The 20,890-nt window shown below is 73.4% G+C and carries 25 protein-coding genes and 1 pseudogene; 18 read left to right on the top strand and 8 right to left on the bottom strand.

Going from position 1 to position 20,890, the window contains the following annotated elements; all coding sequences use genetic code 11:
- Positions 1-51: 51 nt before the first annotated feature.
- The 10 genes from ACX25U_RS06630 (at position 52) to ACX25U_RS06585 (ending at position 5,407) form a co-directional block, all read left to right on the top strand.
- The gene (locus ACX25U_RS06630; RefSeq protein WP_454389591.1) at positions 52-423 is read left to right on the top strand and encodes a gas vesicle protein GvpO; all 372 of its coding nucleotides are present in this window, start codon (positions 52-54) and stop codon (positions 421-423) included.
- Between the two features lie 79 nt (positions 424-502).
- Positions 503-934, top strand: a complete 432-nt coding sequence (locus ACX25U_RS06625; RefSeq protein WP_454389590.1) for a gas vesicle structural protein GvpA — start codon at positions 503-505, stop codon at positions 932-934.
- Positions 931-1,701, top strand: coding sequence for a GvpL/GvpF family gas vesicle protein (locus ACX25U_RS06620; protein WP_454389589.1), 771 nt, complete (start codon positions 931-933; stop codon positions 1,699-1,701). The genes ACX25U_RS06625 and ACX25U_RS06620 overlap by 4 nt, the downstream gene beginning before the upstream one ends.
- A gap of 4 nt (positions 1,702-1,705) precedes the next feature.
- Positions 1,706-1,969, top strand: a complete 264-nt coding sequence (locus ACX25U_RS06615; protein WP_454389588.1) for a gas vesicle protein GvpG — start codon at positions 1,706-1,708, stop codon at positions 1,967-1,969.
- Entirely contained in the window at positions 1,966-2,649 is a 684-nt protein-coding gene (locus tag ACX25U_RS06610; protein WP_454389587.1) for a DNA primase, read from the top strand. The genes ACX25U_RS06615 and ACX25U_RS06610 overlap by 4 nt, the downstream gene beginning before the upstream one ends.
- Positions 2,646-3,818, top strand: a complete 1,173-nt coding sequence (locus tag ACX25U_RS06605; RefSeq protein WP_454389586.1) for an SRPBCC family protein — start codon at positions 2,646-2,648, stop codon at positions 3,816-3,818. Before ACX25U_RS06610 ends, ACX25U_RS06605 begins: the two co-directional genes overlap by 4 nt.
- Positions 3,815-4,159 carry a gas vesicle protein gene (locus tag ACX25U_RS06600; protein ID WP_454389585.1) on the top strand — a complete coding sequence of 115 codons (345 nt, stop codon included), beginning with the start codon at positions 3,815-3,817 and terminating at the stop codon, positions 4,157-4,159. The genes ACX25U_RS06605 and ACX25U_RS06600 overlap by 4 nt, the downstream gene beginning before the upstream one ends.
- Complete coding sequence (locus ACX25U_RS06595; protein WP_454389584.1) at positions 4,156-4,926, top strand: GvpL/GvpF family gas vesicle protein; 771 nt, start codon at positions 4,156-4,158, stop codon at positions 4,924-4,926. Before ACX25U_RS06600 ends, ACX25U_RS06595 begins: the two co-directional genes overlap by 4 nt.
- The gene (locus ACX25U_RS06590) at positions 4,923-5,117 is read left to right on the top strand and encodes a gas vesicle protein (protein WP_454389583.1); all 195 of its coding nucleotides are present in this window, start codon (positions 4,923-4,925) and stop codon (positions 5,115-5,117) included. Before ACX25U_RS06595 ends, ACX25U_RS06590 begins: the two co-directional genes overlap by 4 nt.
- A gap of 2 nt (positions 5,118-5,119) precedes the next feature.
- Positions 5,120-5,407 carry a gas vesicle protein K gene (locus ACX25U_RS06585; protein ID WP_454389582.1) on the top strand — a complete coding sequence of 96 codons (288 nt, stop codon included), beginning with the start codon at positions 5,120-5,122 and terminating at the stop codon, positions 5,405-5,407.
- A 36-nt stretch (positions 5,408-5,443) separates the two neighbouring features.
- Here the strand turns inward: ACX25U_RS06585 and ACX25U_RS06580 are convergent, their stop codons facing one another.
- A complete protein-coding gene (locus ACX25U_RS06580) occupies positions 5,444-6,265 on the bottom strand; it encodes a class I SAM-dependent methyltransferase (protein WP_454389581.1) in 822 nt (273 codons plus the stop codon).
- Between the two features lie 106 nt (positions 6,266-6,371).
- On the bottom strand, positions 6,372-7,865 hold the full coding sequence (locus tag ACX25U_RS06575; protein ID WP_454389580.1) for a phosphatase PAP2 family protein: 1,494 nt from the start codon (positions 7,863-7,865) through the stop codon (positions 6,372-6,374).
- 47 nt (positions 7,866-7,912) lie between these two features.
- Between ACX25U_RS06575 and ACX25U_RS06570 the strand changes: the two genes are divergently transcribed.
- Both ACX25U_RS06570 and ACX25U_RS06565 read left to right on the top strand, forming a co-directional pair.
- Positions 7,913-8,566, top strand: a complete 654-nt coding sequence (locus ACX25U_RS06570; protein WP_454389579.1) for a histidine phosphatase family protein — start codon at positions 7,913-7,915, stop codon at positions 8,564-8,566.
- Between the two features lie 163 nt (positions 8,567-8,729).
- Positions 8,730-10,382, top strand: coding sequence for an ABC-F family ATP-binding cassette domain-containing protein (locus ACX25U_RS06565; RefSeq protein WP_454389578.1), 1,653 nt, complete (start codon positions 8,730-8,732; stop codon positions 10,380-10,382).
- Between the two features lie 9 nt (positions 10,383-10,391).
- On the opposite strand, the gene ACX25U_RS06560 is transcribed toward ACX25U_RS06565, so the two are convergent.
- Complete coding sequence (locus ACX25U_RS06560; RefSeq protein ID WP_454389577.1) at positions 10,392-11,507, bottom strand: baeRF2 domain-containing protein; 1,116 nt, start codon at positions 11,505-11,507, stop codon at positions 10,392-10,394.
- 57 nt (positions 11,508-11,564) lie between these two features.
- On the opposite strand from ACX25U_RS06560, the gene ACX25U_RS06555 reads away from it, so the two are divergent.
- A complete protein-coding gene (locus tag ACX25U_RS06555) occupies positions 11,565-11,843 on the top strand; it encodes a DUF6158 family protein (protein ID WP_454389576.1) in 279 nt (92 codons plus the stop codon).
- A gap of 95 nt (positions 11,844-11,938) precedes the next feature.
- On the opposite strand, the gene ACX25U_RS06550 is transcribed toward ACX25U_RS06555, so the two are convergent.
- From ACX25U_RS06550 to ACX25U_RS06540, 3 genes are all read right to left on the bottom strand, one after another.
- Entirely contained in the window at positions 11,939-12,487 is a 549-nt protein-coding gene (locus ACX25U_RS06550; protein WP_454394134.1) for a type 1 glutamine amidotransferase domain-containing protein, read from the bottom strand.
- A 272-nt stretch (positions 12,488-12,759) separates the two neighbouring features.
- Positions 12,760-13,191: a CBS domain-containing protein gene (locus tag ACX25U_RS06545; protein WP_454389575.1), complete on the bottom strand. Its 432-nt coding sequence runs from the start codon at positions 13,189-13,191 to the stop codon at positions 12,760-12,762.
- A 96-nt stretch (positions 13,192-13,287) separates the two neighbouring features.
- A complete protein-coding gene (locus tag ACX25U_RS06540; protein WP_454389574.1) occupies positions 13,288-13,689 on the bottom strand; it encodes a DUF2795 domain-containing protein in 402 nt (133 codons plus the stop codon).
- Positions 13,690-13,975: 286 nt separating this feature from the next.
- Here ACX25U_RS06540 and ACX25U_RS06535 point away from each other — a divergent pair, with 286 nt between their 5' ends.
- The 4 genes and pseudogenes from ACX25U_RS06535 to ACX25U_RS06520 all read left to right on the top strand — a co-directional run.
- Entirely contained in the window at positions 13,976-14,770 is a 795-nt protein-coding gene (locus ACX25U_RS06535) for an RNA polymerase sigma factor SigF (protein ID WP_454389573.1), read from the top strand.
- 166 nt (positions 14,771-14,936) lie between these two features.
- A complete protein-coding gene (locus ACX25U_RS06530) occupies positions 14,937-15,737 on the top strand; it encodes a hypothetical protein (RefSeq protein ID WP_454389572.1) in 801 nt (266 codons plus the stop codon).
- A 233-nt stretch (positions 15,738-15,970) separates the two neighbouring features.
- Positions 15,971-17,221 (top strand): aminotransferase class I/II-fold pyridoxal phosphate-dependent enzyme, encoded by a 1,251-nt coding sequence (locus ACX25U_RS06525; protein WP_454389571.1) that lies wholly within the window; start codon positions 15,971-15,973, stop codon positions 17,219-17,221.
- Positions 17,218-18,336: pseudogene (locus ACX25U_RS06520) on the top strand (MBL fold metallo-hydrolase); the annotation flags it as partial. The gene ACX25U_RS06525 and the pseudogene ACX25U_RS06520, both read left to right, overlap by 4 nt.
- A 216-nt stretch (positions 18,337-18,552) precedes the next feature.
- Here ACX25U_RS06520 and ACX25U_RS06515 read toward each other — a convergent pair.
- Together ACX25U_RS06515 and ACX25U_RS06510 are read right to left on the bottom strand one after the other, a co-directional pair.
- Positions 18,553-19,194, bottom strand: a complete 642-nt coding sequence (locus ACX25U_RS06515; protein WP_454389570.1) for a DedA family protein — start codon at positions 19,192-19,194, stop codon at positions 18,553-18,555.
- Positions 19,191-19,964 carry an MBL fold metallo-hydrolase gene (locus ACX25U_RS06510; RefSeq protein WP_454389569.1) on the bottom strand — a complete coding sequence of 258 codons (774 nt, stop codon included), beginning with the start codon at positions 19,962-19,964 and terminating at the stop codon, positions 19,191-19,193. The genes ACX25U_RS06515 and ACX25U_RS06510 overlap by 4 nt, the downstream gene beginning before the upstream one ends.
- 86 nt (positions 19,965-20,050) lie before the next feature.
- Here ACX25U_RS06510 and ACX25U_RS06505 point away from each other — a divergent pair, with 86 nt between their 5' ends.
- On the top strand, positions 20,051-20,491 hold the full coding sequence (locus ACX25U_RS06505) for a hypothetical protein (RefSeq protein ID WP_454389568.1): 441 nt from the start codon (positions 20,051-20,053) through the stop codon (positions 20,489-20,491).
- The last annotated feature ends 399 nt before the right edge of the window (positions 20,492-20,890 follow it).

The following is a 20,890-nucleotide window of genomic DNA, read 5'->3' as shown; positions in this document are numbered from 1 at the left end:
CGTGAAGGTTTGGCCAACGTAGCTGCGGCCACACGGAGAAGAGAGGTGGCCATGGCGAATACAGACAACACATCGAAATCGCAGGATTCACAAAAGCCACAGGAACCGCAGGAGTCACGCACCGAAGACGACAACCGTACGGCGGCGCACCGGCCCAGGCCGATGGAGGTGCTGCGCGAGGCACGCGCCCAGTTCGCCGAGCTGACCGGTCTGACCGCCGAGTCCGTCACCTCGTTCGAGCAGACGGAGGACGGCTGGTCCCTGGAGGTCGAGGTCCTCGAACTCGCCCGAGTGCCCGACACGATGAGCCTGATGGCGGGCTACCTGGTCGAACTCGACCCCGAGGGGCAGCTCACCGGTTACCGGCGCCTTCGCCGCTACGAACGCGGGCGGGCCGACGCACACCGGTCCGGCGGCCGCTAGGCCGCCCGCCCGCGAGTACAGCCGTAGTCCCGCACACAGACAAGGCATCCCTACACACAGACAAGGAGGCGCGGTCGGCATGACCGTTGTACCGGCACAGACGTCCGGCGGCGGAGGTGGCAGCAGCGGCCTCTACGACGTACTGGAACTCGTCCTCGACAGGGGGCTGGTGATCGACGCGTTCGTGAGGGTCTCCCTGGTCGGCATCGAGATCCTGAAGATCGACGTGCGCGTGGTCGTCGCCAGCGTGGACACCTATCTGCGCTTCGCCGAGGCGTGCAACCGGCTCGATCTGGAGGCCGGCCCGCGCAAGAGCCCCGGCCTGCCCGAGATCGTCGGCGAGGTCACCGAGTCCGGCGCGCGCGGCAAGTCCAAGGGCGCGCTGTCCGGCGCCGCGCAGACCGTCTCCGACGCCTTCAAGCAGGCCCGTGAGGAGCACGCGAGCGAGAGCGAGTCCCAGCCGAGGGCGCGCAAGACCACGTCGGCGCGCAGGAAGGAGGAGCAGGAGTGAGCACGTATGTCTACGGGATCACGGCCGCCTCGCACCCCGCGCTGCCGGAGGGCATGGGCGGTGTCGGCGACCCGCCGCGCGAGGTCCGCGTCCTCAAGGCGGGCGAGCTGGCGGCGGTCGTCAGCGACGCGCCCGAGGGGCTGCGCCCCAAGCGCAAGGACCTGCTCGCCCACCAGAACGTGCTCGGCGAGATCGGCGCGGCCGGCTGCGTGCTGCCCATGCGGTTCGGCAGTGTCTCACCGGACGACGACACGGTCACGGGCGTGCTCACCGAGCGCGCCGAGCACTACCTGGAGCGCCTGCGGGAGCTGGACGGCAAGGTCGAGTACAACGTCAAGGGCAGCCACGTCGAGGAGGCGGTGCTGCACCGCGTGATGGCCGAGAACCCGGAGATCCGGTCCCTGGCGGAGGCCAACCGGCTCTCCGGCGGCGGGAGTTTCGACGACAAGATCAGGCTCGGCGAGATGGTCGCGGCCGCGGTGCAGGCCCGCGAGGCTGGGGACGGCGGCGAGGTGCTGCGCGCCCTGCGGGGCGTGGCCGCGGCGGTCAGCGAGGGCCCCCAGTCCACGGGCTGGCTGGTCAACGCGTCGTTCCTGGTGGACCGGGACTCGGCGGAGGAGTTCCTGGCCGCCGTCGAACAGGCCCGCAAGAACCTTTCCCACCTCGAACTGCGCGTCAACGGCCCGTTGCCGCCGTACAGCTTCGTCGAGCCCGGCCCCGCCGAGCCGGCGGGCACCACGGCGGGAGCCGACGCGGGAGCGGAGTAAGGCCATGGGACTCATCTCCGAGGTACTGCTGCTGCCGTTTGCTCCGGCGCGCGGCAGTGCCTGGGCGATCAGGCAGGTGCTTCGGGAAGCGGAGCGCATCTACTACGACCCGGCCACGGTGCGGGCCGAACTGGCCCAGCTGGAAGAGCAGTTGGAGGCGGGCGAGATCACCGAGGAGGAGTTCGACCGCCGGGAGGACCAGCTCCTGGACCGGCTGGAGATCGGCATGCGCGGGGGCCCGGGGACAGGTGAGGGGACGGCACGATGAATCGAGTGGCACTCGGCCTGGCGCTAGGGGCCGGATACCTCCTGGGACGCACGAAGAAGGCCAAACTCGCCCTCGCCGTGGGCAGCATGGTGGCGGGCAAGAAGATGAACCTCGGCCCGCGTCAGCTCGCGGACCTGGTCAACCAGCAGCTGAAGAAAAACCCCCAGTTCAAGGAGATCGGGGATCAGCTGCGCCAGGACCTGCAGGGCGTGGGCAAGGCGGCCTCGGGCGCGATGGTCGAGCGGCAGATGACCGGGCTCGCCGACCGGCTGCACGGCCGGACCGCGAAGGTCCGCGACCAGCTCGCCGGAGTCGTACCGAAGACTGGCGGAAACGGAGGGAACGGCGGAGAGAAGGAGACCGAGGGCGAGTACGAGGACGAGTACGAGGACCGGGAGGGCCGCGAGGCCGGCGAGGAACCCGAGTCCGAGGGCGAGTCCGAGGAGGAGCCCGGAGGCGAACCGGCCCGGAAGGAGGCGGCGAAGAAGGCGCCCGCGAAGAAGGTCGCCAAGACGGCGTCCGCGGGCGCACCGGCCAAGAAGGCCGCGAAGGCCCCCGCCAAGAAGGCGGCGGCGAAGAAGACCGCAACCGGGAAGACGGCCGCGAAGAAGACAGCCGCGGCCGGCGACGCGACCCGCGTTGCCCGCTCCCGGCTGCCGAAGGGTGGCGGTGACCGATGACCGAAGCCCTCGGATCCGCGACGTCCGCCGTCGGCAAGGCGGCGGGCAAGGCGACCAAGGACAATCCGCTGACCGGCCTCGCCCACAGCGAGGCCGCCGACCGGCTCAAGGCGGAGGCGAAGGACTACCTCGCCGCCCAGGCCGAGCGACTGCTGGCCGGTGCCGGCCGCAAGCTCGGCGAGACCACCGGCAAACTGACCGACATCGCCGAGGGCAGGAGTCCCGGATTCGGCAAGCTCGCCCTGGACGCCGGCCGTAAGTTGGCGGAGGGCAAGGGGCCGCTGCGCACCGCCCTGGAGATGGGTGCCTCCCGGGTCAAGGAGAACGTCATGGGCGCGCTGCACCTCGGGGGCGGCGACAAGAGCAAGCGCAAGAAGCGCGGGGGCAACAAGCCCATCGTCATCATCGAGTCCATCGATGTCGGCGTACCGCTGCGCACCGCCTACGACCAGTGGACCCAGTTCCAGGACTTCAGCACCTTCGCCAAGGGCGTCAAGGCCGCGAGCAAGGCCGACGACACCACCTCCGACTGGCAGCTGAAGGTGTGGTGGTCCAATCGCAGCTGGAAGGCGCACACCATCGAGCAGGTGCCCGACTACCACATCCAGTGGACCTCGGAGGGTGCCAAGGGCACCACCAAGGGCGTCGTCTCCTTCCACCCGCTGGGAGACAACCTCACCCGGGTGCTGCTGGTCATGGAGTACTACCCCAGCGGCTTCTTCGAGAAGACCGGAAACATCTGGCGCGCCCAGGGCCGCCGGGCCCGGCTGGACCTGAAGAACTTCGCCCGCTTCATCACCCTCAAGGGAGAAGCCGAGGACAGCTGGCGCGGCGAGATCCGTGACGGCGAGGTCGTCCGCAGCCACGAGGACGCGGTCGCGGAGGAGGAGCAGGAAGCCGCCGAGGGCGCCGAGGAGGAGCCGGAAGAGGAGGAACCCGAAGAGGAAGAGCCCGAAGAGGAGGAGGGCGAGTACGAAGAAGAGGAAGGCGAGGAGGAGCCCGAGGAGGAGCCCGAGGAGGCGCCCGAGGAGGCGCCCGAGGAAGAAGAGCCCGAGGAAGAAGAGCCCGAGGGTGAGTACGAGGAAGAACCTGAGGAAGAGCCCGAGGAAGAACCTGAGGAAGAGCCCGAGGAAGAGGACGAGTACGCCAAGGGCGGGAACCGTCGATGACGACACCGAGCCGGCTGCCCGAACCGTACGGCCCGAGCAGCGGCGCCAACCTCGCCGACATCCTTGAGCGAGTCCTCGACAAGGGAATCGTCATCGCGGGCGACATCCGCATCAACCTGCTCGACATCGAACTGCTCACCATCAAACTCCGGCTCGTCGTCGCCTCGGTCGACAAGGCCAAGGAGATGGGCATCGACTGGTGGGAGAGCGACCCGGCGCTCTCCTCCCGCGCCCGCCGCGACGAGCTCGCCCGGGAGAACGTCGAGCTGCGCGAGCGGCTGGCGCGCCTGGAGGAACTGGAACTGGAACGGGGCCGCACCCGCAAGGAGGAGGCACCATGAGCGGACTCCGGTACGTCTACGCCGTCTGCCGCCCCCTCGGCGCGCCCCTCCAGGCACAGCTGACCGGGGTGGCGGGAGCCCCGGCCAAGCCCCTGCACCACCACGGCCTGGTCGCCGTCATCAGTGAGGTGCCGGAGCGCGACTTCGGCGAGGAACCGCTGCACGCGCACCTGGAGGACCTCGACTGGCTGGCCGCCACCGCCCGCGCCCACCAGGGGGTGATCGACGCCCTCACCGTCGTCACCACCGTGCTGCCGCTCAGGCTCGCCACCGTCTTCCGGGACGACAGCGGCGTACGCTCCATGATCGAGGCCCGCGAGGACCACTTCCGCGCCACCCTGGAGCGGCTGGAGGGGCGTGTGGAATGGGGCGTGAAGATCTACGCCGAGACCGAGCAGCCCGAGCCGGCCGCGCAGCCCGCGCCGAAAGCCGCGTCGGGCCGGGACTATCTGCGGCAGCGCAGGCAGCAGACGCGGGCGAGCGAGGACATGTGGCAGAAAGCGGAGACGTTCGCGACGCGGCTGCACGAAAAACTCGCCGATTTCGCGGAGGATTCCCGGCTGCACGCGCCGCAGAATCCCACCCTTTCCGGCGCGGCGGGGCGCAATGTGCTCAATGCCGCTTATCTGGTCCCGCGGCGCGATTCCGAGGAATTCGTGGAACTCGTGGACCGCACGAAGGACGACGTCCCGGGGCTGCGCGTGGAACTCACCGGGCCCTGGGCGGCGTACTCCTTCGCCGGGGAAGCGCCGGGGGAGGAGGCATGACGGTAGTCGAACGCCGTGAGATCGCCCTGGTCGACCTCCTCGACCGGCTGCTGGCCGGCGGCGTGGTCATCACCGGGGACGTCACCCTGCGCATCGCGGACGTGGACCTCGTCCGCATCGACCTGAACGCGCTGATCAGCTCGGTGAACGCACAAGTACCGTCGCCCTTCGAGGCCCTTGAGGAGCAGTGACCGTGACCTCGCGCCCGCGCAAGCACCTGGAACTGGAGCCCGACACGGTGGAGCGCGATCTTGTGAAACTCGTGCTCACCGTGGTGGAGCTGCTGCGCCAGCTCATGGAGCGGCAGGCGCTGCGCCGCTTCGACGTGGGGGACCTGACCGAGGAGCAGGAGGAGCGGATCGGGCTCACGCTCATGCTCCTGGAGGACCGCATGGCCGAGCTGCGCGACCGCTACGGACTGCGGCCCGAGGACCTGAATCTGGACCTCGGGCCGCTGGGGCCGCTTCTTCCCCGGAAGTGAATTCCAGGAATTCTCACGAAACGGGCTTCCTTCGCATCAGGCTTCCTTGCGGCACAGAATTTCTCCGTGCAGGACGGCGAACCAGCCGTCGTGCCGCTCGCCCCACTCCCGCCACGCCCGTGACACGGCGCGCAGTTGCTCCTCGGTCGCATGGCCGCCCGAGACGGCGCGCTCGGCGTACGCCGACGCCAGGGTGCGGTCGGCCCACAGTCCGCTCCACCACTCCCGCTCGGCGTCGGTGGCGTAGGTCCAGGTGCCGGCGGTGGCCGTGACGTCGGTGAAGCCGGCCGCCAGTGCCCAGGACCGCAGCCGGCGGCCCGCGTCCGGCTCGCCGCCGTTGGCGCGGGCCACCCGCCGGTACAGGTCCAGCCAGTCGTCCAGGCCGGGGACCTCCGGGTACCAGGTCATCGCCGCGTAGTCGGCGTCGCGGACGGCGACGTACCCGCCGGGTTTCGTCACCCGGCGCATCTCGCGCAGCGCCTGGACGGGGTCGCCCACGTGCTGCAGCACCTGGTGGGCGTGGACGACGCAGAAGGTGTCGTCCGGACAGTCCAGGGCGTGCACGTCCGCCACCGCGAAGTCGATGTTGGCCAGCCCGCGTGCGCCGGCCGTGGCCCGGGCCCGCTCCAGAATGCCCGGCGCCCGGTCGACGCCGGTGACGTGCCCGTCGGGGACCAGTTCCGCCAGGTCGGCGGTGATGGTGCCAGGGCCGCAGCCGATGTCCAGGATCTTCATACGGGGCTTGAGCGAGCCGAGCAGGTAGGCCGCGGAGTTGGCGGCGGTGCGCCAGGTGTGCGAGCGCAGCACGGACTCGTGGTGCCCGTGCGTGTAGACGGCCGTCTCCCGCTGCTTCGGCATGGCTGTACCCCTTCTCGTCGTCCGACCCCGTGGGGCGGCAGGGATCACGGTACGCGCACGTGTCGAATGATGAGATCTGCGTTTTGCCATGTGGACTGACGGAGGATCAGCTTCCGGGCAGCGGCCGGTACACGGTCAGCGCCTCCGGCAGCTTCTCCAGCCACACCTCGTCCTCCACCTCCATCACCTCGCCGTCGTAGGCGAGGAGGGTGCCCGGCGCGACTCCGGTCAGATGGAGGCGGCCGACCTGTACCGCCGCGTGGGCGGGGGAGCGGGTGAGCGGGCCCGCGAGGGCGGCGGACAGCAGGCGCAGGGCCGGCTTGCGGCCCCCGTGCACCACCCGGACGTCGAGCATCCCGTCGGCCAGGTCGAGCCGGCGGCCCGGAGCGAGGCCCATGCGGTGGTAGGTGCCGTTGCCGGCGAACAGCAGCCACAGCGGGTGGGGCCGGCCCTGGAACTCGGCCTGCAGCGGATGGCGGTCCGCGCGCAGCACCTTCAGGGCCGCCAGCATCCCGGCGGGCCAGCTGCCGATCCGGTCCGTCCACAGCTCCCGCTCGCGCACCAGCTCCGGATACACGCCCAGGCTGAACGTGTTGAGGAAGACGCCCCGCTTGTTCCCGGACCGGAAGCGGGCCACGTCCACGCGTACGCCGTCCCCGTTCTCCAGGGCCCGGCTCAGGTCCCGTACGTCCTCCACGCCGAGGTCGTAGGCGAAGTGGTTGAGCGTGCCACCGGGCAGCACCGCGAGCGGCAGGCCGTGGCGCAGGGCGACCTCGGCGGCCGCGTTCACGGTGCCGTCGCCGCCGCACACCCCGAGCACCCGGGCGCGGCCCGCCGCCTTCTCCAACTCGGCCGGGAGGTCGTCCGGTCCGCACTCGACGACCTCCGCCTCCGGCAGCGCGCTCCGCAGCGCCCGGGCGCGGTCGGCGGTGCCCGAGCCGTTGTTGGCGACGAGGACCAGGCCCTCGCCGCCGGGCAGCGCCGGGACATCGGCGCGGGGGCGGGCCGGCGGGGCGATCTGGGCGCGGGTGGGCACGATGCCCCGTACGGCGAACGCGGCGCCCGCGCCCAGGGCGGCGCCGGCCAGTACGTCGCTGGGGAAGTGCACCCCGGTGTAGACGCGGGAGAGCGCCACCGCCGCGGCGACCGGCGCCACCGCCGCGCCCCAGGCCGACGACTCCAGGGCCACTCCGGTCGCGAAGGCGGCGGCGGACGCGGCGTGCCCGGACGGGAAGGAGGTGGTGATCGGCTGCCGCCTGAGCCGCCGCACGACCGGCACCGGGTCCAGCACCGGCCGGGGACGGCGCACCGAACGCTTGCCGAGCGTGTTGATGGTCAGCGAGGCCAGGCCCAGGGAGGCGAGACCGCGGGCCGCGGCACGGCGGGCCCGCGGAGTGCGGCTCGCCGCGATGGCGGCAGCGGCCGCGAACCACAGCACTCCGTGGTTGGCGCCGCGGCTCAGCCGCGGCAGTACGGGCCCGACGCCGGGCCAGCGGCGTTCGGCCGCGAACTCGAACAGCCGGCAGTCCACGGCCAGCAGGCGCTTCAGGACGGCGTGGGTGCCGGATTCCGGGGCGGTGAGGTCGACGTCTGGGCTCATACAGGGACCGTTACCCTGAAGCAGCCGTTTCTTGTGAAGGATCTTGCATGCGCCTGCTTCTCGTACGCCACGCCCAGACCCCGTCGAACGTGGACTCCCTGCTGGACACGGACATTCCCGGGGCGGGACTGACCGAACTCGGCGAGAAGCAGGCCGCCGTGCTGCCGGAGGCGCTGGCGGGGGAGGACATCGAAGCCCTCTACGCCTCCACCCTCGTCCGCACCCAGCTCACCGCCGCGCCGCTGGCCACCGCCCGCGGGCTCGACGTCCTCGTCCGCGACGGCATCCGCGAGCTGTCCGCCGGCGACCTGGAGATGAAGCCGGGCGACTCCGAGCGCGGACGGGCGTACATGCGTACGGTGCTGGCCTGGGCCGCCGGTGACACGGCGCTGCGCATGCCGGGCGGCGAGACCGGCGCCGAGGCGCTGGCCCGCTACGACGCCGTCGTCGCCGAGGCCGCCGCGAGCGGCGCCGACACCGTCGCCATGGTCAGCCACGGCGCCGCCATCCGCCTGTGGACCGCCTGCCGCGCCCACAACCTCGACGCCGCCTTCGCCGCCGAGCACCGCCTCGAGAACACCGGCGTGGTGACCCTGGAGGGCTCCCCCACCGACGGCTGGAAGGCCCTGACCTGGGCCGGCGCCCTGGTCACCCCCGCGGGCGAACCCGGCCCCACGGGCCGCACGGTCGAGGAGCAGTAGCCGGATCCGGATACGCAGCCGGCCGGTACGTCCGCGACGAGCCCCACGGCATCCAGTCCGGCCCTGTGCGTCCGGCCGGGCGGCCGGGGTGGGGCGGGCGAGCCCCGGTGGCGGGGAATAAGTGTTTGCCGCGGTCGCGGGGGCGACCGCAGAATGCGTGACCATGGGACATCTGGAAGCCGCGCACCTGGAGTACTGCCTGCCTGATGGGAGGGCGCTGCTCGGCGATGTGTCCTTCCGGGTGGGCGAGGGGGCCGCGGTGGCTCTCGTGGGACCCAATGGGGCGGGGAAGACCACCCTGCTGCGGCTGATCTCGGGGGAGCTGAAACCGCACGGCGGGACCGTGGCCGTCAGCGGCGGGCTGGGGGTGATGCGGCAGTTCGTGGGGTCGGTGCGGGACGAGACGACCGTACGGGACCTGCTCGTGTCGGTCGCACCGCCGCGCATCCGGGAAGCCGCCCGCGCCGTCGACGCGGCCGAGCACGCCATCATGGCCTCCCCCAGTGCCTCAACGGCCTGGGAGGTGCCCCCGGACGACGAGGCCGCCCAGCTCCAGTACGCGCAGGCGCTGGCCGACTGGGCGGAGGCGCGCGGCTACGAGGCCGAGACGCTGTGGGACATGTGCACCACGGCCGCGCTCGGCGTGCCGTACGACAAGGCGCAGTGGCGGCAGGTGCGCACGCTGTCCGGCGGAGAGCAGAAGCGGCTGGTCCTCGAGGCGCTGCTGCGCGGCACGGACGAGGTGCTGCTGCTCGACGAGCCGGACAACTACCTCGACGTACCCGGCAAGCGCTGGTTGGAGGAACGGCTGAAGGAGACCCGCAAGACGGTGCTGTTCGTCTCCCACGACCGCGAACTCCTCGCCCGCGCCGCCGAGAAGATCGTATCGGTCGAGCCCGGCCCGGCCGGGGCCGACGCCTGGGTGCACGGCGGCGGCTTCGCCACCTACCACGAGGCCCGGCGCGAACGCTTCGCCCGTTTCGAGGAGTTGCGCCGTCGCTGGGACGAGAAGCACGCCCAGCTGAAGAAACTCGTCCGGGACCTGCAGCAGTACGCGGCGCGCAGCGATGTGCTGGCCTCCCGCTACCAGGCGGCGCAGACCCGGCTGCGCAAGTTCGAGGAGGCCGGCCCGCCGCCCGAGCCGCCGCGCGAACAGGACATCCGGATGCGCCTGAAGGGCGGCCGCACCGGCGTGCGGGCCGTCACCTGCGAGGGCCTGGAGCTGACCGGCCTGATGAAACCCTTCGACCTGGAGGTCTTCTACGGCGAACGCGTCGCCGTCCTCGGCTCCAACGGCTCCGGCAAGTCGCACTTCCTGCGGCTGCTCGCCGGGCAGGACGTGGCGCACACCGGAACGTTCAGACTCGGGGCGCGGGTGGCGCCCGGGCACTTCGCCCAGACCCACGCACACCCCGAGCTGGAGGGCCGCACCCTCCTCGACATCCTCTGGAAGGAGCACTCCCAGGACCGCGGCGCCGCCATGTCCCGACTGCGCCGCTACGAGCTGACCGGCCAGGCCGAACAGACCTTCGACCGCCTCTCCGGCGGCCAGCAGGCCCGCTTCCAGATCCTGCTCCTGGAACTGCAGGGTGCCACGGCCCTCCTCCTGGACGAGCCCACCGACAACCTCGACCTGGAGTCGGCCGAGGCTCTCCAGGAGGGTCTGGAGGCGTTCGAGGGCACGGTCCTCGCCGTCACCCACGACCGCTGGTTCGCCCGCTCCTTCGACCGCTACCTGGTCTTCGGCAGCGACGGCCGGGTCCGCGAGACCACGGAGCCGGTGTGGGACGAGCGACGGGTGGAGCGGGCGCGGTAGCGCGGGCCGTCACTTCCAGCGCAGGATCGCGCCCAGGCCGCCCGCCGGTATGTCCTCGTCGGCCGGGGCCACCGGGGCCAGCGAGAGGGCCGTGGCGTCGGTGGTGACCGCCGCGCGGAGCAGGGCGTCGTCGGCGCGGGCCGGCCAGGAGCGCTGTTCGCCGAGGATCTTCAGTTCCGTACGGCGTACGGCCAGCTGGCCGGGGTCCTCGCCGATCCACACATCGCGGTGGTTCTCGGCGCCGTCCGGGCGGATCAGCAGTTCCTCCAGGCGGTGCTCGCGGGCCGCCTCGACCAGCGCGGGCACGCCCTCGGCGGCGCCGGAGCGGCCCTCGTCGTCCTCGGCCCGGGCCGCCCGGAAGCGGTCCAGCTCGGCCTCGACCCGCCGGTGCACGTGCCCGGCGCGGATCTGCTCCACGTCCTCGTCCAGCAGCCGGCTGCCGGCACCGTGGCCGGCCTCCTCCACGCGGTCGTGCAGCCGCTTGGGCAGCCGGTCGCGCACCGCGCGCCGCTCCCGGTCGTCACCGACCAGGACCAGCAGGTCGGCCCGCGTCTCCTCCTGGCAGACACTGAGCGCGTCGGCGATCTCCGCCGCGTTGTGCTCCCAGGTGTTCTCCACCTTCAGCTGGAAGTGCCGCTCCGACCAGTCGACGCTGCTCGTGCGGTGGATGGGCCACTGCTGCCCCACCACCGCGCCGGCCTTCTGCCGGCCCAGCGCGCTGCGCAGCTCGAAGTCCGCGCCCTTGCGGTCGACGTACGCCACGATCGCGACCGGGTCCTCACCCGCCAGGTCCAGCATCGGCCCCACGCGCGGCAGCGGTGCCCACGCGGCCCGGCTGCCGCCCTGCGGGGGACGCGCCAGCATGGGATCGAGCACGACGTTCCCGGCCCGCGCGAACAGGGCCCGCCCGTGCGGATCGGGTGAGTGGCGCAGATCCTCGATCGCGGCCTCCACCGCCCGGCAGGTGGCCTCGTCCGCACCCTGCTGCGACAGCTCCCGGGCCATCGCCTGGGCCGTCAGGTGCACCTCGTGGGCCGTGTCCTCCGCACGCCGGGAGGTGTCGACGTACACGGAGGCCCAGGGGCCCGGGTGTTCGTACAGTGGATGCAGAAAGGCGAGATCCATGGCTCCCTCCCGGAGGCCGTTCGGTGGCAGTGCACGCCGGGCGGGTACCCGTACCGCATGAACGAACACGACGAGCGGGGCAACACCATGACCGGAGTCGACCCGGACCGGCTGGACGACCAGCAGCTGATGAAGGAGCTGGAGACGATCCACCGCACGCGTCACGACACCCTGCTGTACGGCTCGAACGACGCGCTGCGGGCCCACAACGAGCGCATGGCGCAGCTCGAGGGCGAGTACCTGCGCCGCAATCCCCGGCGCCCGGTCGCCGCGGGCCGCACCCGCGAAGGAGCCCGGGAACGCGGATGCGGGGAGTCCACGACTCCCCGCACCTGAAACGGCGTCCCGGGCGGTCCACCGGTCGTGTCCGTCGGCGCGCTTCCTGCGGCGCGTCGGCGGGCGCCTCGGCGCCGGGCCGGCTCGTCCTCCCGTCAGCCGGCCTTCTTCTCCTCGGCGAACACCTCCAGGAACGTCTCGCAGAACGCCTTCAGATCGTCCGGCTTACGGCTGGTGACCAGCTTGTTCGGGCCGTGGTCGCAGATCTTCACCTGCTCGTCGACCCAGGTGCCTCCCGCGTTGCGGATGTCCGTCCGCAGGCTCGGCCACGAGGTCAGCTCCCGGCCCCGCACGACGTCCGCCTCGACCAGCGTCCACGGCGCGTGACAGATCGCGGCCACCGGACGCCCCTGGTCGAAGAAGCCCCGTACGAACGCCACGGCCTTCTCGTCCATCCGCAGGAAGTCCGGGTTGGCCACGCCGCCCGGCAGGACGAGCGCGTCGAAGGAGTCCGGGGAGGCCTCGCCGACGACCGCGTCCACCGGGAAGGTGTCCGCCTTGTCCAGGTGGTTGAACGCCTGGATCTCGCCCGACTCGGTCGACACGAGCACGGTCTCGTGACCGGCGTCCTTGGCCGCCTTCCACGGCTCGGTCAGCTCGACCTGCTCCACACCCTCGGGAGCGGTCAGAAATGCGATGCGCATGGTGTTTCCATATCCTTTCGTCACCCGCCGACGGACCGTTCCGGCCCCGGCGCGCTTCTTCTCGGTCCCGGCCGCCCGACGGCAGCGCCGCAGCTCCTCGCGGTGCGGCTTGACCTCGCGGTCGCTGTCGGCGGCCGTCCGTACGTCCCACAGCGTGGTCGCCTCGTGTACCGCGGCCCCGCCCAGCCGCACGGCGGGCAGCAGCGGGTCGTGACCTCACCGACGTCGACGGTGGCGCCACGGGAGGGGGTCTCGGTGGCCCGGCCCCCCGCTCATGTGATGGTTCCGGCGTCCGCCGTGGCCCGGCTGATGTCGGCGAGCGCCGACCGGGGGTCCCGCGCCTCGGCCAGGTCGCCCAGGCTGACCATGCCGACGGGCAGGCCCTCCTCGACGACGGGCAGCCGGCGCACGGCGTGCGCGCGCATCAGCGCGACGGCCGCCGAGACGGGGTCGTACGGGCCGACGACGAGCGGGTCGGACGTGCACACGGCGCCCGCGCTCGCCGCCTGCGGGTCCAGGCCCTCGGCCACGGCCCGCACCGCGACGTCGCGGTCGGTGAGCACACCGACGACGTCCTGCCCGTCGGCCACCACGACGACGCCGATCTCCTGGTCGCGCATCAGCTGGGCCGCCTCGACGAGCGAGGCGTCCGGGCGGACGGCGACCACGCCCGGTGTCATCACGTCCCTCACGAATTCAGCCATCACGTCGGGTTCTTCCGCCTTTCTGCGGACTTTCCGCCGGTGGGGGTGGCGCGGTCGTGCGGTGGGACGCCGCCCGCGGCACCCCCTGGCGCGGGCCTATGCGCGGTCCTCCCGGGCGGGCCGCTCGGCATGCGTCAGCTCCTTAGCCAGCTCCTGCACATTGGCGTAGCGCGCCTTGTGCGGCAGCCGCTCCAGCGCCTCGACCAGCGCGTCCGGCGCGTTCTTGCGGCGCAGTACGCGGATCAGCTCGCCCGGGCTCGCGGGAAAGGCGCTGCGGCCCAGGATCTTGGCCAGCTCCAGGCGGACGGTCTCCAGGGACGCCCTTGAGCTGCCCGGCGCCACCGGTCCGCCCCAGACCTCCGGGTCGTCCTCGGCGGTCGGCTCGGGGTCGTGCCACTCCTCGCTCCGTGTGGGATGGCCGGACTTGAGCAGACCCTGCAGCTCGTGCTTCATCTCATCGTCACGGTGGACACTCAGCCGGTCACTGCCTCGCTGCATGTCTCCCTCCAGATCGTCGGGGGTGGCCCCCGCGTACCCGTGCACAGGGAGCCGACACGGGTTTTCCGGGGCGGGATGACGTGGGCGCGCGGTCCGCGGATCCTCCCCGGCGGCCGGGTGTTTGCGCGCGAAGGCCGAGGGCAGGCGCAGTCTCAGTGCTTCGGACCGGAGGCACGTCCGTGGGAGCGGCGCCAGGCGCCGCCGCGTGTGCGGCCGGTCCGGATCGCGCTCGCGCGCCCACGGTGACCATCCATCCCAGAGCACTCCCAGGGAGTTGCGAGGCACCATGCGAACTCAAGCGAGCGCCAGGCACCACCCCCACGACGACGCCCCCGACACCGCCGAAGCCTTCCGCCGGCTCACCACGCTCCCGGCGGGGCCGCGGCGCGACGCCCTGCGCGACGAGATCGTCCAGGCCTGGCTGCCCATGGCCGAACGGCTCGCCGGCCGCTTCCGCAACCGCGGCGAGAGCTTCGAGGACCTGCGCCAGGTGGCGGCCCTCGGCCTGCTCAAGGCGGTCGACCGCTACGACCCCGAGCGCGGCCACGCCTTCGAGAGCTACGCCGTCCCCACCATCACCGGCGAGATCAAGCGGCACTTCCGCGACCACATGTGGACGATGCACGTCCCGCGCCGGGTGCAGGACCTGCGCAACCGCGTCCGGTTCGCCGCCCAGGACCTCTCCCAGACCACCCCGGGCCGCCGCCCCACCGTCGCCGAGATCGCCGAGCACGCCCACCTCAGCGAGGAGGACGTACAGGTCGGTCTCGAGGCACTGGAGAGCTTCGCCGCCCTCTCGCTCGACGCGGAGCTGCCCGGCAGCGAGGACGGCTACTCCCTCAGCGACTCCCTGGGCTCGCCCGACCCCGCGCTGGACACCGTGGTGGACCGCGAGGCCGTCAAACCGCGGCTGGCGGCGCTGCCCGAACGGGAGCGGGCCATCCTGTACATGCGGTTCTTCGGCGACATGACCCAGAGCCGGATCGCCGAGCAGCTGGGCATCTCGCAGATGCACGTCTCCCGGCTGATCAACCGGTGCTGCGACCGGCTGCGGGACCAGGTGATGCGGGAGGGCGCGTAGGCGCCGTACACGGCTGGGGGCGGATCGGCGGGTGTCACCCGACAGGCGGTTTGTGTCCCGCGAATGGGGCTCTGCCGCGCGCGGCCCGTGGTGGCGGCGGCTGTGATGGGCGGGAAGGGCACGCACCACGTGCCGCCCGCCGCCGTCGCTCCGAGGAGCCCCGCTCATGCGCCGTACCACCGCCCGCGCCCTGCCCGTCGTCGTCCTGACCGGACTCATGGCGGGCGCCGCAGCACCGGCCGCCTTCGCGTATCCGGCCGCTCAGGTCCACCGGCCGTACGTCCGCCAGCCCGGCGTGGGGGCCGCCCTCCCCGTCGACTGCGGTCCGGACGGCGCCGGCGTGTGCCCCACGGCATCCGGGCCGTCCGAGGGCGCCTTCCTCGGCGGGGCGCCCGGGGTGCCGATCCCGGACCTCGCCCTCCCGGGCGCGCCGCGGGACCCCGTACTGCGGGACACCCCCGCCGACGACCCCTTCCGCGCCCAGTCCCCGTCCTTGCAGGCCCCCTACCGCGATTTCTTCCAGGACCAGGCCCCGCGCACCCCGTCGCGCCCCGCCTCCTCCTACGACCCCTCCCAGGGCCAGGTCCCACGCGACCCCTCCCCCTCCCGTGCCCCGTCCCGAGGCCAGGCTTCCGGCAGTCCGTCCCACGACGACGGTTCGCGGGACGCCTCCCGCGGCCAGGCGTCGCGCGACCCGGGCCGCGACACGGCGGCCGGCCGCGATCCCTCCCGCGACACGGCGGCCGGCCGCGACCCCTCCCGCGACGGGGGGCCGCGCGACCCCGGCCGGTCCTGCGCGGACCCCTCCGACAGGAGCTGCGCGGGCGGCGCGGCCCAGCACGGTGTGCAGGCCGGTGCGGGCGGTGCGTTCACCACCTCCCTGCCGGCCCTGGTCGCCGGCGGCCTGCTGATCGCGGCGGCGCTCGGCGCGGCGGTCCACCGGGTCTGGTGGCGGTGGAAGGGCTGACCGGGTCCCGGGACGCCACGGAGTGCCGTGACCCCGTGTGATCTTCGCAACCCCGCCGGGTGGCCATGGAGTGGCGCCGCCCGGGGTACCCGGAGCCGCGAGGGCACGGCCCGCGCAGTGCGGACACGTCCGCCCCTCGGGAACGGACCCACGACGGAGCCCGCGGACCACTCGGACCGCACGGACCGGCGGCGGCGACACGACACGGCACCAGGGACTGCGCGGAGGTACCCATGCGGCGGACGGACCCCGAGGATCGCGGCCCCCTCCGCTACGGGCCGTCGGCCCTCCCCGACGACGGGCTGCCCGTGCTGCCCGAGCTGTCCGCCGCGCTCGCCGGAGCCGCGAACCGGACCAGGGAGAGACCGATCGGCGGCGGTACGGCCCTGCTGGACGCCGCCTGCGGCTACTGGCTGCGGCGCGGGCTGCCCACCCGGCCCGATCGCGTGGCGGCCGCGCCCGGCGCGCCCTCCCTGATGCTCGCGCTCACCGCCGCGCTCGGCGGGGACGTCCTGGTGCCCCGGCCGTGCGCCGCCTGGTGGGCGCCGTACGCACGTCTGCTCGGCAGACCCGCCTTCCCCGTGGCGACGCCCGCCGAGTGCGGAGGCGTCCCCGACCCGTACGCCCTGCTGGAGACCGTCCGCCGGGTCCGCGCCGAGGGCGGTGACCCCCGGCTGCTCGTCCTGTCCGTCGCCGACGACCCCACCGCGACCGTCGCACCGCCCGAGGTGCTGCACGAGGCCGTCGAGGCCGCCGCAGCCGAGGGACTGCACCTGGTCAGCGACGAGACCTGGCGCGACACCGCGCACGCACCGCACGAGACGGTGCTGCTCAGCCCCGCCGAGATGCTGCCCGAACGGGTCACCGTGGTCACCGACCTCGCCGGCGCCTTCCTGCCCACCGGCTGGCCCGCCGCGATCGCCCGCTTCCCCGTCGGCGCCACCGGCGACGCGCTGCACGCGCGCGTACTCGACGTGCTCACCGCGCTGGACGCACGCGTCGCCGAACCCGTCGCCGCCGCGGCCGCCTACGCCCTCGACGAACCCGACGCCGTCACCGCGCGCCTGACCGCGTCCATACGCCTGCACGCGAGCGTGGCGCACGCCGTGCACGCGACCCTGGTCGCCGCCGGCGCGCTCGCCCTGCCGCCGCAGGCCGGCCGCCACCTGTACGCCGACCTCGATCCCCTGCGCTCCGGGCTCGCCGCCCACGGAGTGGGGGACGCACAGGAGTTGGAGGACTTCCTCACCGTCCGCCTGGGCCGGCCCGCGCCGGGCGGCCACCGCTTCGGCGACGACCTGGGCGCGCTGCGGGTACGGCTGTCCACCGCGGAACTCCTCGGCCGCACGGACGAGGAGCGCGCGGAATGCCTCCTGTCCCCCGCGCCGCTGGAACTGCCGCACGTGCAAGGTGCGTTGCTCTCCTTGAAGTCGGTCTTCGACGATCTCCGCGACGACGCTCAGCGATGGGAGTCTCCTCGATGACGCAGCAGTCCGAGTCGACCACGTCCACGACCACCACCCGGGAAGCCGACGGCCCCGTGGCCTCGTCCCTGCTCACCTCGTCGCCCGCACCGTACCCGCCGCTGGCCGAACCCAGACCGCTGGGGGAGCGGCGGGTGTGGCCGCGCACCTTCCACGACCGGCTCACCGCCCCGCTGCCCGGCCTGAAGGCCCTCGCCCGGTTCGCCCGCGAGGGATCCTTACGGCCGGCCAAGGAGGGCCTCGCCGACATCCCGCTGCTGCCGTACGAGCCCGCTCCGGTGCCGCGCGTGGACGCCCGCACCGTCGCCGTCAGCTGGGCGGGGCACGCCAGTTGGGTCGTGCGGATCGGCGGGCTGACCGTGCTGACCGATCCCGTCTGGTCCCGCCGCATCATCGGCACCCCGGCGCGTGTCACGCCGGTCGGCGTGCCCTGGGAGGCGCTGCCGCGCGTCGACGCGGTCGTCATCAGCCACAACCACTACGACCATCTGGACGCGCCCACCCTGCGCCGACTCCCGTGCGACACACCGGTGTTCGTGCCGGCCGGGCTCGGACGCTGGTTCCGGCGCCGCCGGTTCACCCGCGTCACCGAGCTGGACTGGTGGGAGGCGGCCGAACTGAATCCAGGGGGCGGCGCCGAAGGCGCCTCGGTCGAGGGTGGTGGCGGGCGACGGGCGGGCGTGCGCTTCGACTTCGTCCCCGCCCACCACTGGTCCAAGCGCACCCTCACCGACACCTGCCACAGCCTGTGGGGCGGCTGGGTGCTCACCGCTCCCGACGGACAGCGCGTGTACTTCGCCGGCGACACGGGCTACGGCCACTGGTTCTCCCGCATCGGCCGCCGCTACCCCGGCATCGACCTCGCCCTGCTCCCCATCGGCGCCTACGACCCCCGCTGGTGGCTCAGCGACGTCCACTGCGACCCGGAGGAGGCGGTCCAGGCCACCCAGGACCTCGGCGCCCGCCGCATGGCACCCATGCACTGGGGCACCTTCATCCTCTCCGCCGAACCCGTCCTGGAACCCCTCGCCCGAGTCCGAACGGCCTGGCAGAAAGCGGACCTCCCCCGGGACCACCTGTGGGACCTGCCGGTGGGCGCGTCCAGGGTCCTGGACCAGGAAGCCGGCAGAGGGCGCCCGCCGGAGGCGGCCGCCCACCACCCGAGGCGACGCCGAACCGCCGCACGGCCGTGGCGGCAGGCCGCCGCACCGCCCGGCGCCGACGCCACCAGCCGATTTCGCGCACCGCCGCCACGGCCCGGCCCGTGGGCGGAGGCGCCGGAGCCTTGGCCGGCCAGGGAGGCGACGTGAGTGGGGCGACCGCCGCAGGCGTCAGTTCGAGCGGTGGGCCGGGACCAGACGGCGGAGGCGGCGCCAGGCCGTGGGGGCGGTGCTCAGGAGGACGGTGAGGGCGATGGCGGCGACCAAGCCCTCCCAGGGTTCCTCGAACAGGGAGCCGCCGAGGATGCCGATCAGCTGGTACGTGACCGCCCAGGCCAGACACGCCGGGAGGTTGCCACGGGAGAAACGGCGCAGGGGCCACCTGGCCAGCAGGCAGGCCAGCATCACCGGTATGCGGCCGGCCGGGACGAGGCGGGACAGGACCAGCACCGCGACCCCGTGGTCGGCGAGCTTGTCCTGCGCCTGCCCGAGCCGTTCCTCCGGCGCACGCGAGCGGATCGCCTCCAGCCAGCGCGAGCCGTTCTTCGACCCGAGCCCGCGCCGCCCCAGCCAGTACAGCGTCGCGTCCCCGAGGAACGCGGCCAGCGACGCCGTCACGAACACCAGCGCCAGCGAGAACGGCGCCGTCCGGTGAAAGGCGACCACCGTCGCCGAACTGACCAGCGCCCCCGTCGGCACCACGGGCACGAGCGCCCCGATCAGCACCAGCAGAAACAGCGACGGATACCCCAGCGCCTGCTGCGTGGACTCCGTCGGCACCACCGACGACACGGCGGCGGCGAGCCGTATCACCGGGCGACCTCCAGGCGCACGCTCTCCCCGTGCCCGAGCCGGTGCACCGCCACGCCGGGCGCGCGCCGCGCGGCGAGGCGCGCGAACTCGTCGCCCGGCGCATGGAACTCATGGGGGCGCACGGCATCCATCCCGATCGGCCAGTACGTGCCGTAGTGCACCGGCACCGCACTGCGCGCCGCCAGCTGCGCCAGCGCGTGCGCCGCCCGCCCCGCGTCCAGATGCCCCTCGCCGAGGTACGGTCCCCAGCCGCCCACCGGCAGCAGCGCCGTGTCCACCGGCCCGACCTCCTCGGCCATCGTGTCGAACAGGCCGGTGTCCCCGGCGAAGTACGTCCGTGCCTCGCCCTCGACGACGTACCCGAGCGCGGGGGAGCGGTGCCGCCCGACCGGCAGCCGCCGCCCGTCGTGGTGCGCGGGCACGACCCGTACGACGACGCCGCCGACCTCGACCCGGTCCCCGGGCGTGACCTCGGTGATCCGCAGGTGGTCGAGCCGGCGCAGTCCCGGTACCGCCCGGGGCGCGCCCCGGGGCACCAGCAGGCGCGTGCCCCGCTCCAGCCGGGCCAGCGAGGGGACGTGCAGATGGTCGGAGTGCAGGTGGGAGACCAGCGCCACGTCCGCGTGCCGGGCGGTCGGCGGCGGCAGCGCGCCGCGGCGGCGCCGCAGGTGCGCGAGCCGGCGGGCGAACAGGGGGTCGGTGAGCACACGGACGTTCGAGTCCTCGATCGTGCAGGTGGCGTGACCCCACCAGGTGATCTCCACCGGCACCTTGTTTGCCTCCTTCGCGTGACTCCCCCTGAGCCTACGTGCAGGAGTAGGGTCGGCGGCGAAAACCCGGAGGTGAGGGGGACGCCATGGGAGAAGTGCGGGATGCCTCCGGCGGGAGCGGTGTCCCGGCGGCTGTCCGCGTCACGGCGATCGCGAGCCTGACGCCCCTGGAGGAGCTGCACGACGACCCCTTCCTGGTGGACTCCCGCGGCCAGCACGCGATGTGCGCCCGCTGGGCGGCCGAACACGGCTACGTGATCGCCCGGGAACTGCTCGTCCGCGGACTGCGGGCCGACCACCGCGCCCTGTGGGAGGGGGTCCGCCCCGGCGTCGACCTCTTCGTCGCCCCCAGCCGCCGCGTGCTGGAACGGGCCCTGTCCTCCGTCGAGGAGTTCACCGCGGAATGCGCGCGCCGAGGCGTCCGGGTGGAGACGGTCGGCCAGGCCGAGCCGTCCTACGACGCCCAGATGAAGGCCCGAGTACACCGCCGCCTCTCCATGCCGACAGCCGGCTACGACGGCAGGTAGCTCCGCTCCGGCCGGCCACGTCGGGAGTCGAACCCGGGCGGGCCGGTCAGGTACGCCGGGCGCGACGGCCCCGGACGGGACGGCCGCCCATGGCGGGCGGCCCGGGCCGAGGCCCTGGCCCGACGGACGGCAGCGACTGGCGGCGGTCGGCCTCGATCGGCCGGCCACGTCGAATGGGGGCTCCGCGGGAGCCTGTCGGCCAGGACGGGCGTCGGCCCGGCGGGCAGGCCGGCCGCATGGCCGAGGCCCCGCCCGGCCGCTGGACGCGACAGGCGGTGGCCGACCACCATCGGGCGGCCGCCGCCGGGTGCCGGCCCGGGTTTCGGCGGGCTGCGTGGCTGGTGGTCCGCGTCGGTCTGTCGGCTGTGGCGGGTGGTGGTCGGCCTGGGCCGGTCGGCG

Source organism: Streptomyces sp. JNUCC 63 (assembly GCF_054366325.1).
Note: the sequence above shows the minus strand (reverse complement) of the source record. Positions and strands in the feature narration are given on the sequence as shown.

Excerpts from the sequence above, each read along its gene's own strand:
- ACX25U_RS06590 (WP_454389583.1), top strand. The coding sequence starts at position 4,923 with ATGACGGTAGTCGAACGCCGTGAGATCGCCCTGGTCGACCTCCTCGAC.
- ACX25U_RS06550 (WP_454394134.1), bottom strand. The coding sequence starts at position 12,487 with ATGCGCATCGCATTTCTGACCGCTCCCGAGGGTGTGGAGCAGGTCGAG.
- ACX25U_RS06540 (WP_454389574.1), bottom strand. The coding sequence starts at position 13,689 with ATGCAGCGAGGCAGTGACCGGCTGAGTGTCCACCGTGACGATGAGATG.
- ACX25U_RS06570 (WP_454389579.1), top strand. The coding sequence starts at position 7,913 with ATGCGCCTGCTTCTCGTACGCCACGCCCAGACCCCGTCGAACGTGGAC.
- ACX25U_RS06545 (WP_454389575.1), bottom strand. The coding sequence starts at position 13,191 with ATGGCTGAATTCGTGAGGGACGTGATGACACCGGGCGTGGTCGCCGTC.
- ACX25U_RS06505 (WP_454389568.1), top strand. The coding sequence starts at position 20,051 with ATGGGAGAAGTGCGGGATGCCTCCGGCGGGAGCGGTGTCCCGGCGGCT.
- ACX25U_RS06565 (WP_454389578.1), top strand. The coding sequence starts at position 8,730 with ATGGGACATCTGGAAGCCGCGCACCTGGAGTACTGCCTGCCTGATGGG.
- ACX25U_RS06595 (WP_454389584.1), top strand. The coding sequence starts at position 4,156 with ATGAGCGGACTCCGGTACGTCTACGCCGTCTGCCGCCCCCTCGGCGCG.
- ACX25U_RS06535 (WP_454389573.1), top strand. The coding sequence starts at position 13,976 with ATGCGAACTCAAGCGAGCGCCAGGCACCACCCCCACGACGACGCCCCC.
- ACX25U_RS06600 (WP_454389585.1), top strand. The coding sequence starts at position 3,815 with ATGACGACACCGAGCCGGCTGCCCGAACCGTACGGCCCGAGCAGCGGC.
- ACX25U_RS06605 (WP_454389586.1), top strand. The coding sequence starts at position 2,646 with ATGACCGAAGCCCTCGGATCCGCGACGTCCGCCGTCGGCAAGGCGGCG.
- ACX25U_RS06630 (WP_454389591.1), top strand. The coding sequence starts at position 52 with ATGGCGAATACAGACAACACATCGAAATCGCAGGATTCACAAAAGCCA.
- ACX25U_RS06525 (WP_454389571.1), top strand. The coding sequence starts at position 15,971 with ATGCGGCGGACGGACCCCGAGGATCGCGGCCCCCTCCGCTACGGGCCG.
- ACX25U_RS06560 (WP_454389577.1), bottom strand. The coding sequence starts at position 11,507 with ATGGATCTCGCCTTTCTGCATCCACTGTACGAACACCCGGGCCCCTGG.
- ACX25U_RS06580 (WP_454389581.1), bottom strand. The coding sequence starts at position 6,265 with ATGCCGAAGCAGCGGGAGACGGCCGTCTACACGCACGGGCACCACGAG.
- ACX25U_RS06555 (WP_454389576.1), top strand. The coding sequence starts at position 11,565 with ATGAACGAACACGACGAGCGGGGCAACACCATGACCGGAGTCGACCCG.
- ACX25U_RS06625 (WP_454389590.1), top strand. The coding sequence starts at position 503 with ATGACCGTTGTACCGGCACAGACGTCCGGCGGCGGAGGTGGCAGCAGC.
- ACX25U_RS06610 (WP_454389587.1), top strand. The coding sequence starts at position 1,966 with ATGAATCGAGTGGCACTCGGCCTGGCGCTAGGGGCCGGATACCTCCTG.
- ACX25U_RS06575 (WP_454389580.1), bottom strand. The coding sequence starts at position 7,865 with ATGAGCCCAGACGTCGACCTCACCGCCCCGGAATCCGGCACCCACGCC.
- ACX25U_RS06615 (WP_454389588.1), top strand. The coding sequence starts at position 1,706 with ATGGGACTCATCTCCGAGGTACTGCTGCTGCCGTTTGCTCCGGCGCGC.
- ACX25U_RS06530 (WP_454389572.1), top strand. The coding sequence starts at position 14,937 with ATGCGCCGTACCACCGCCCGCGCCCTGCCCGTCGTCGTCCTGACCGGA.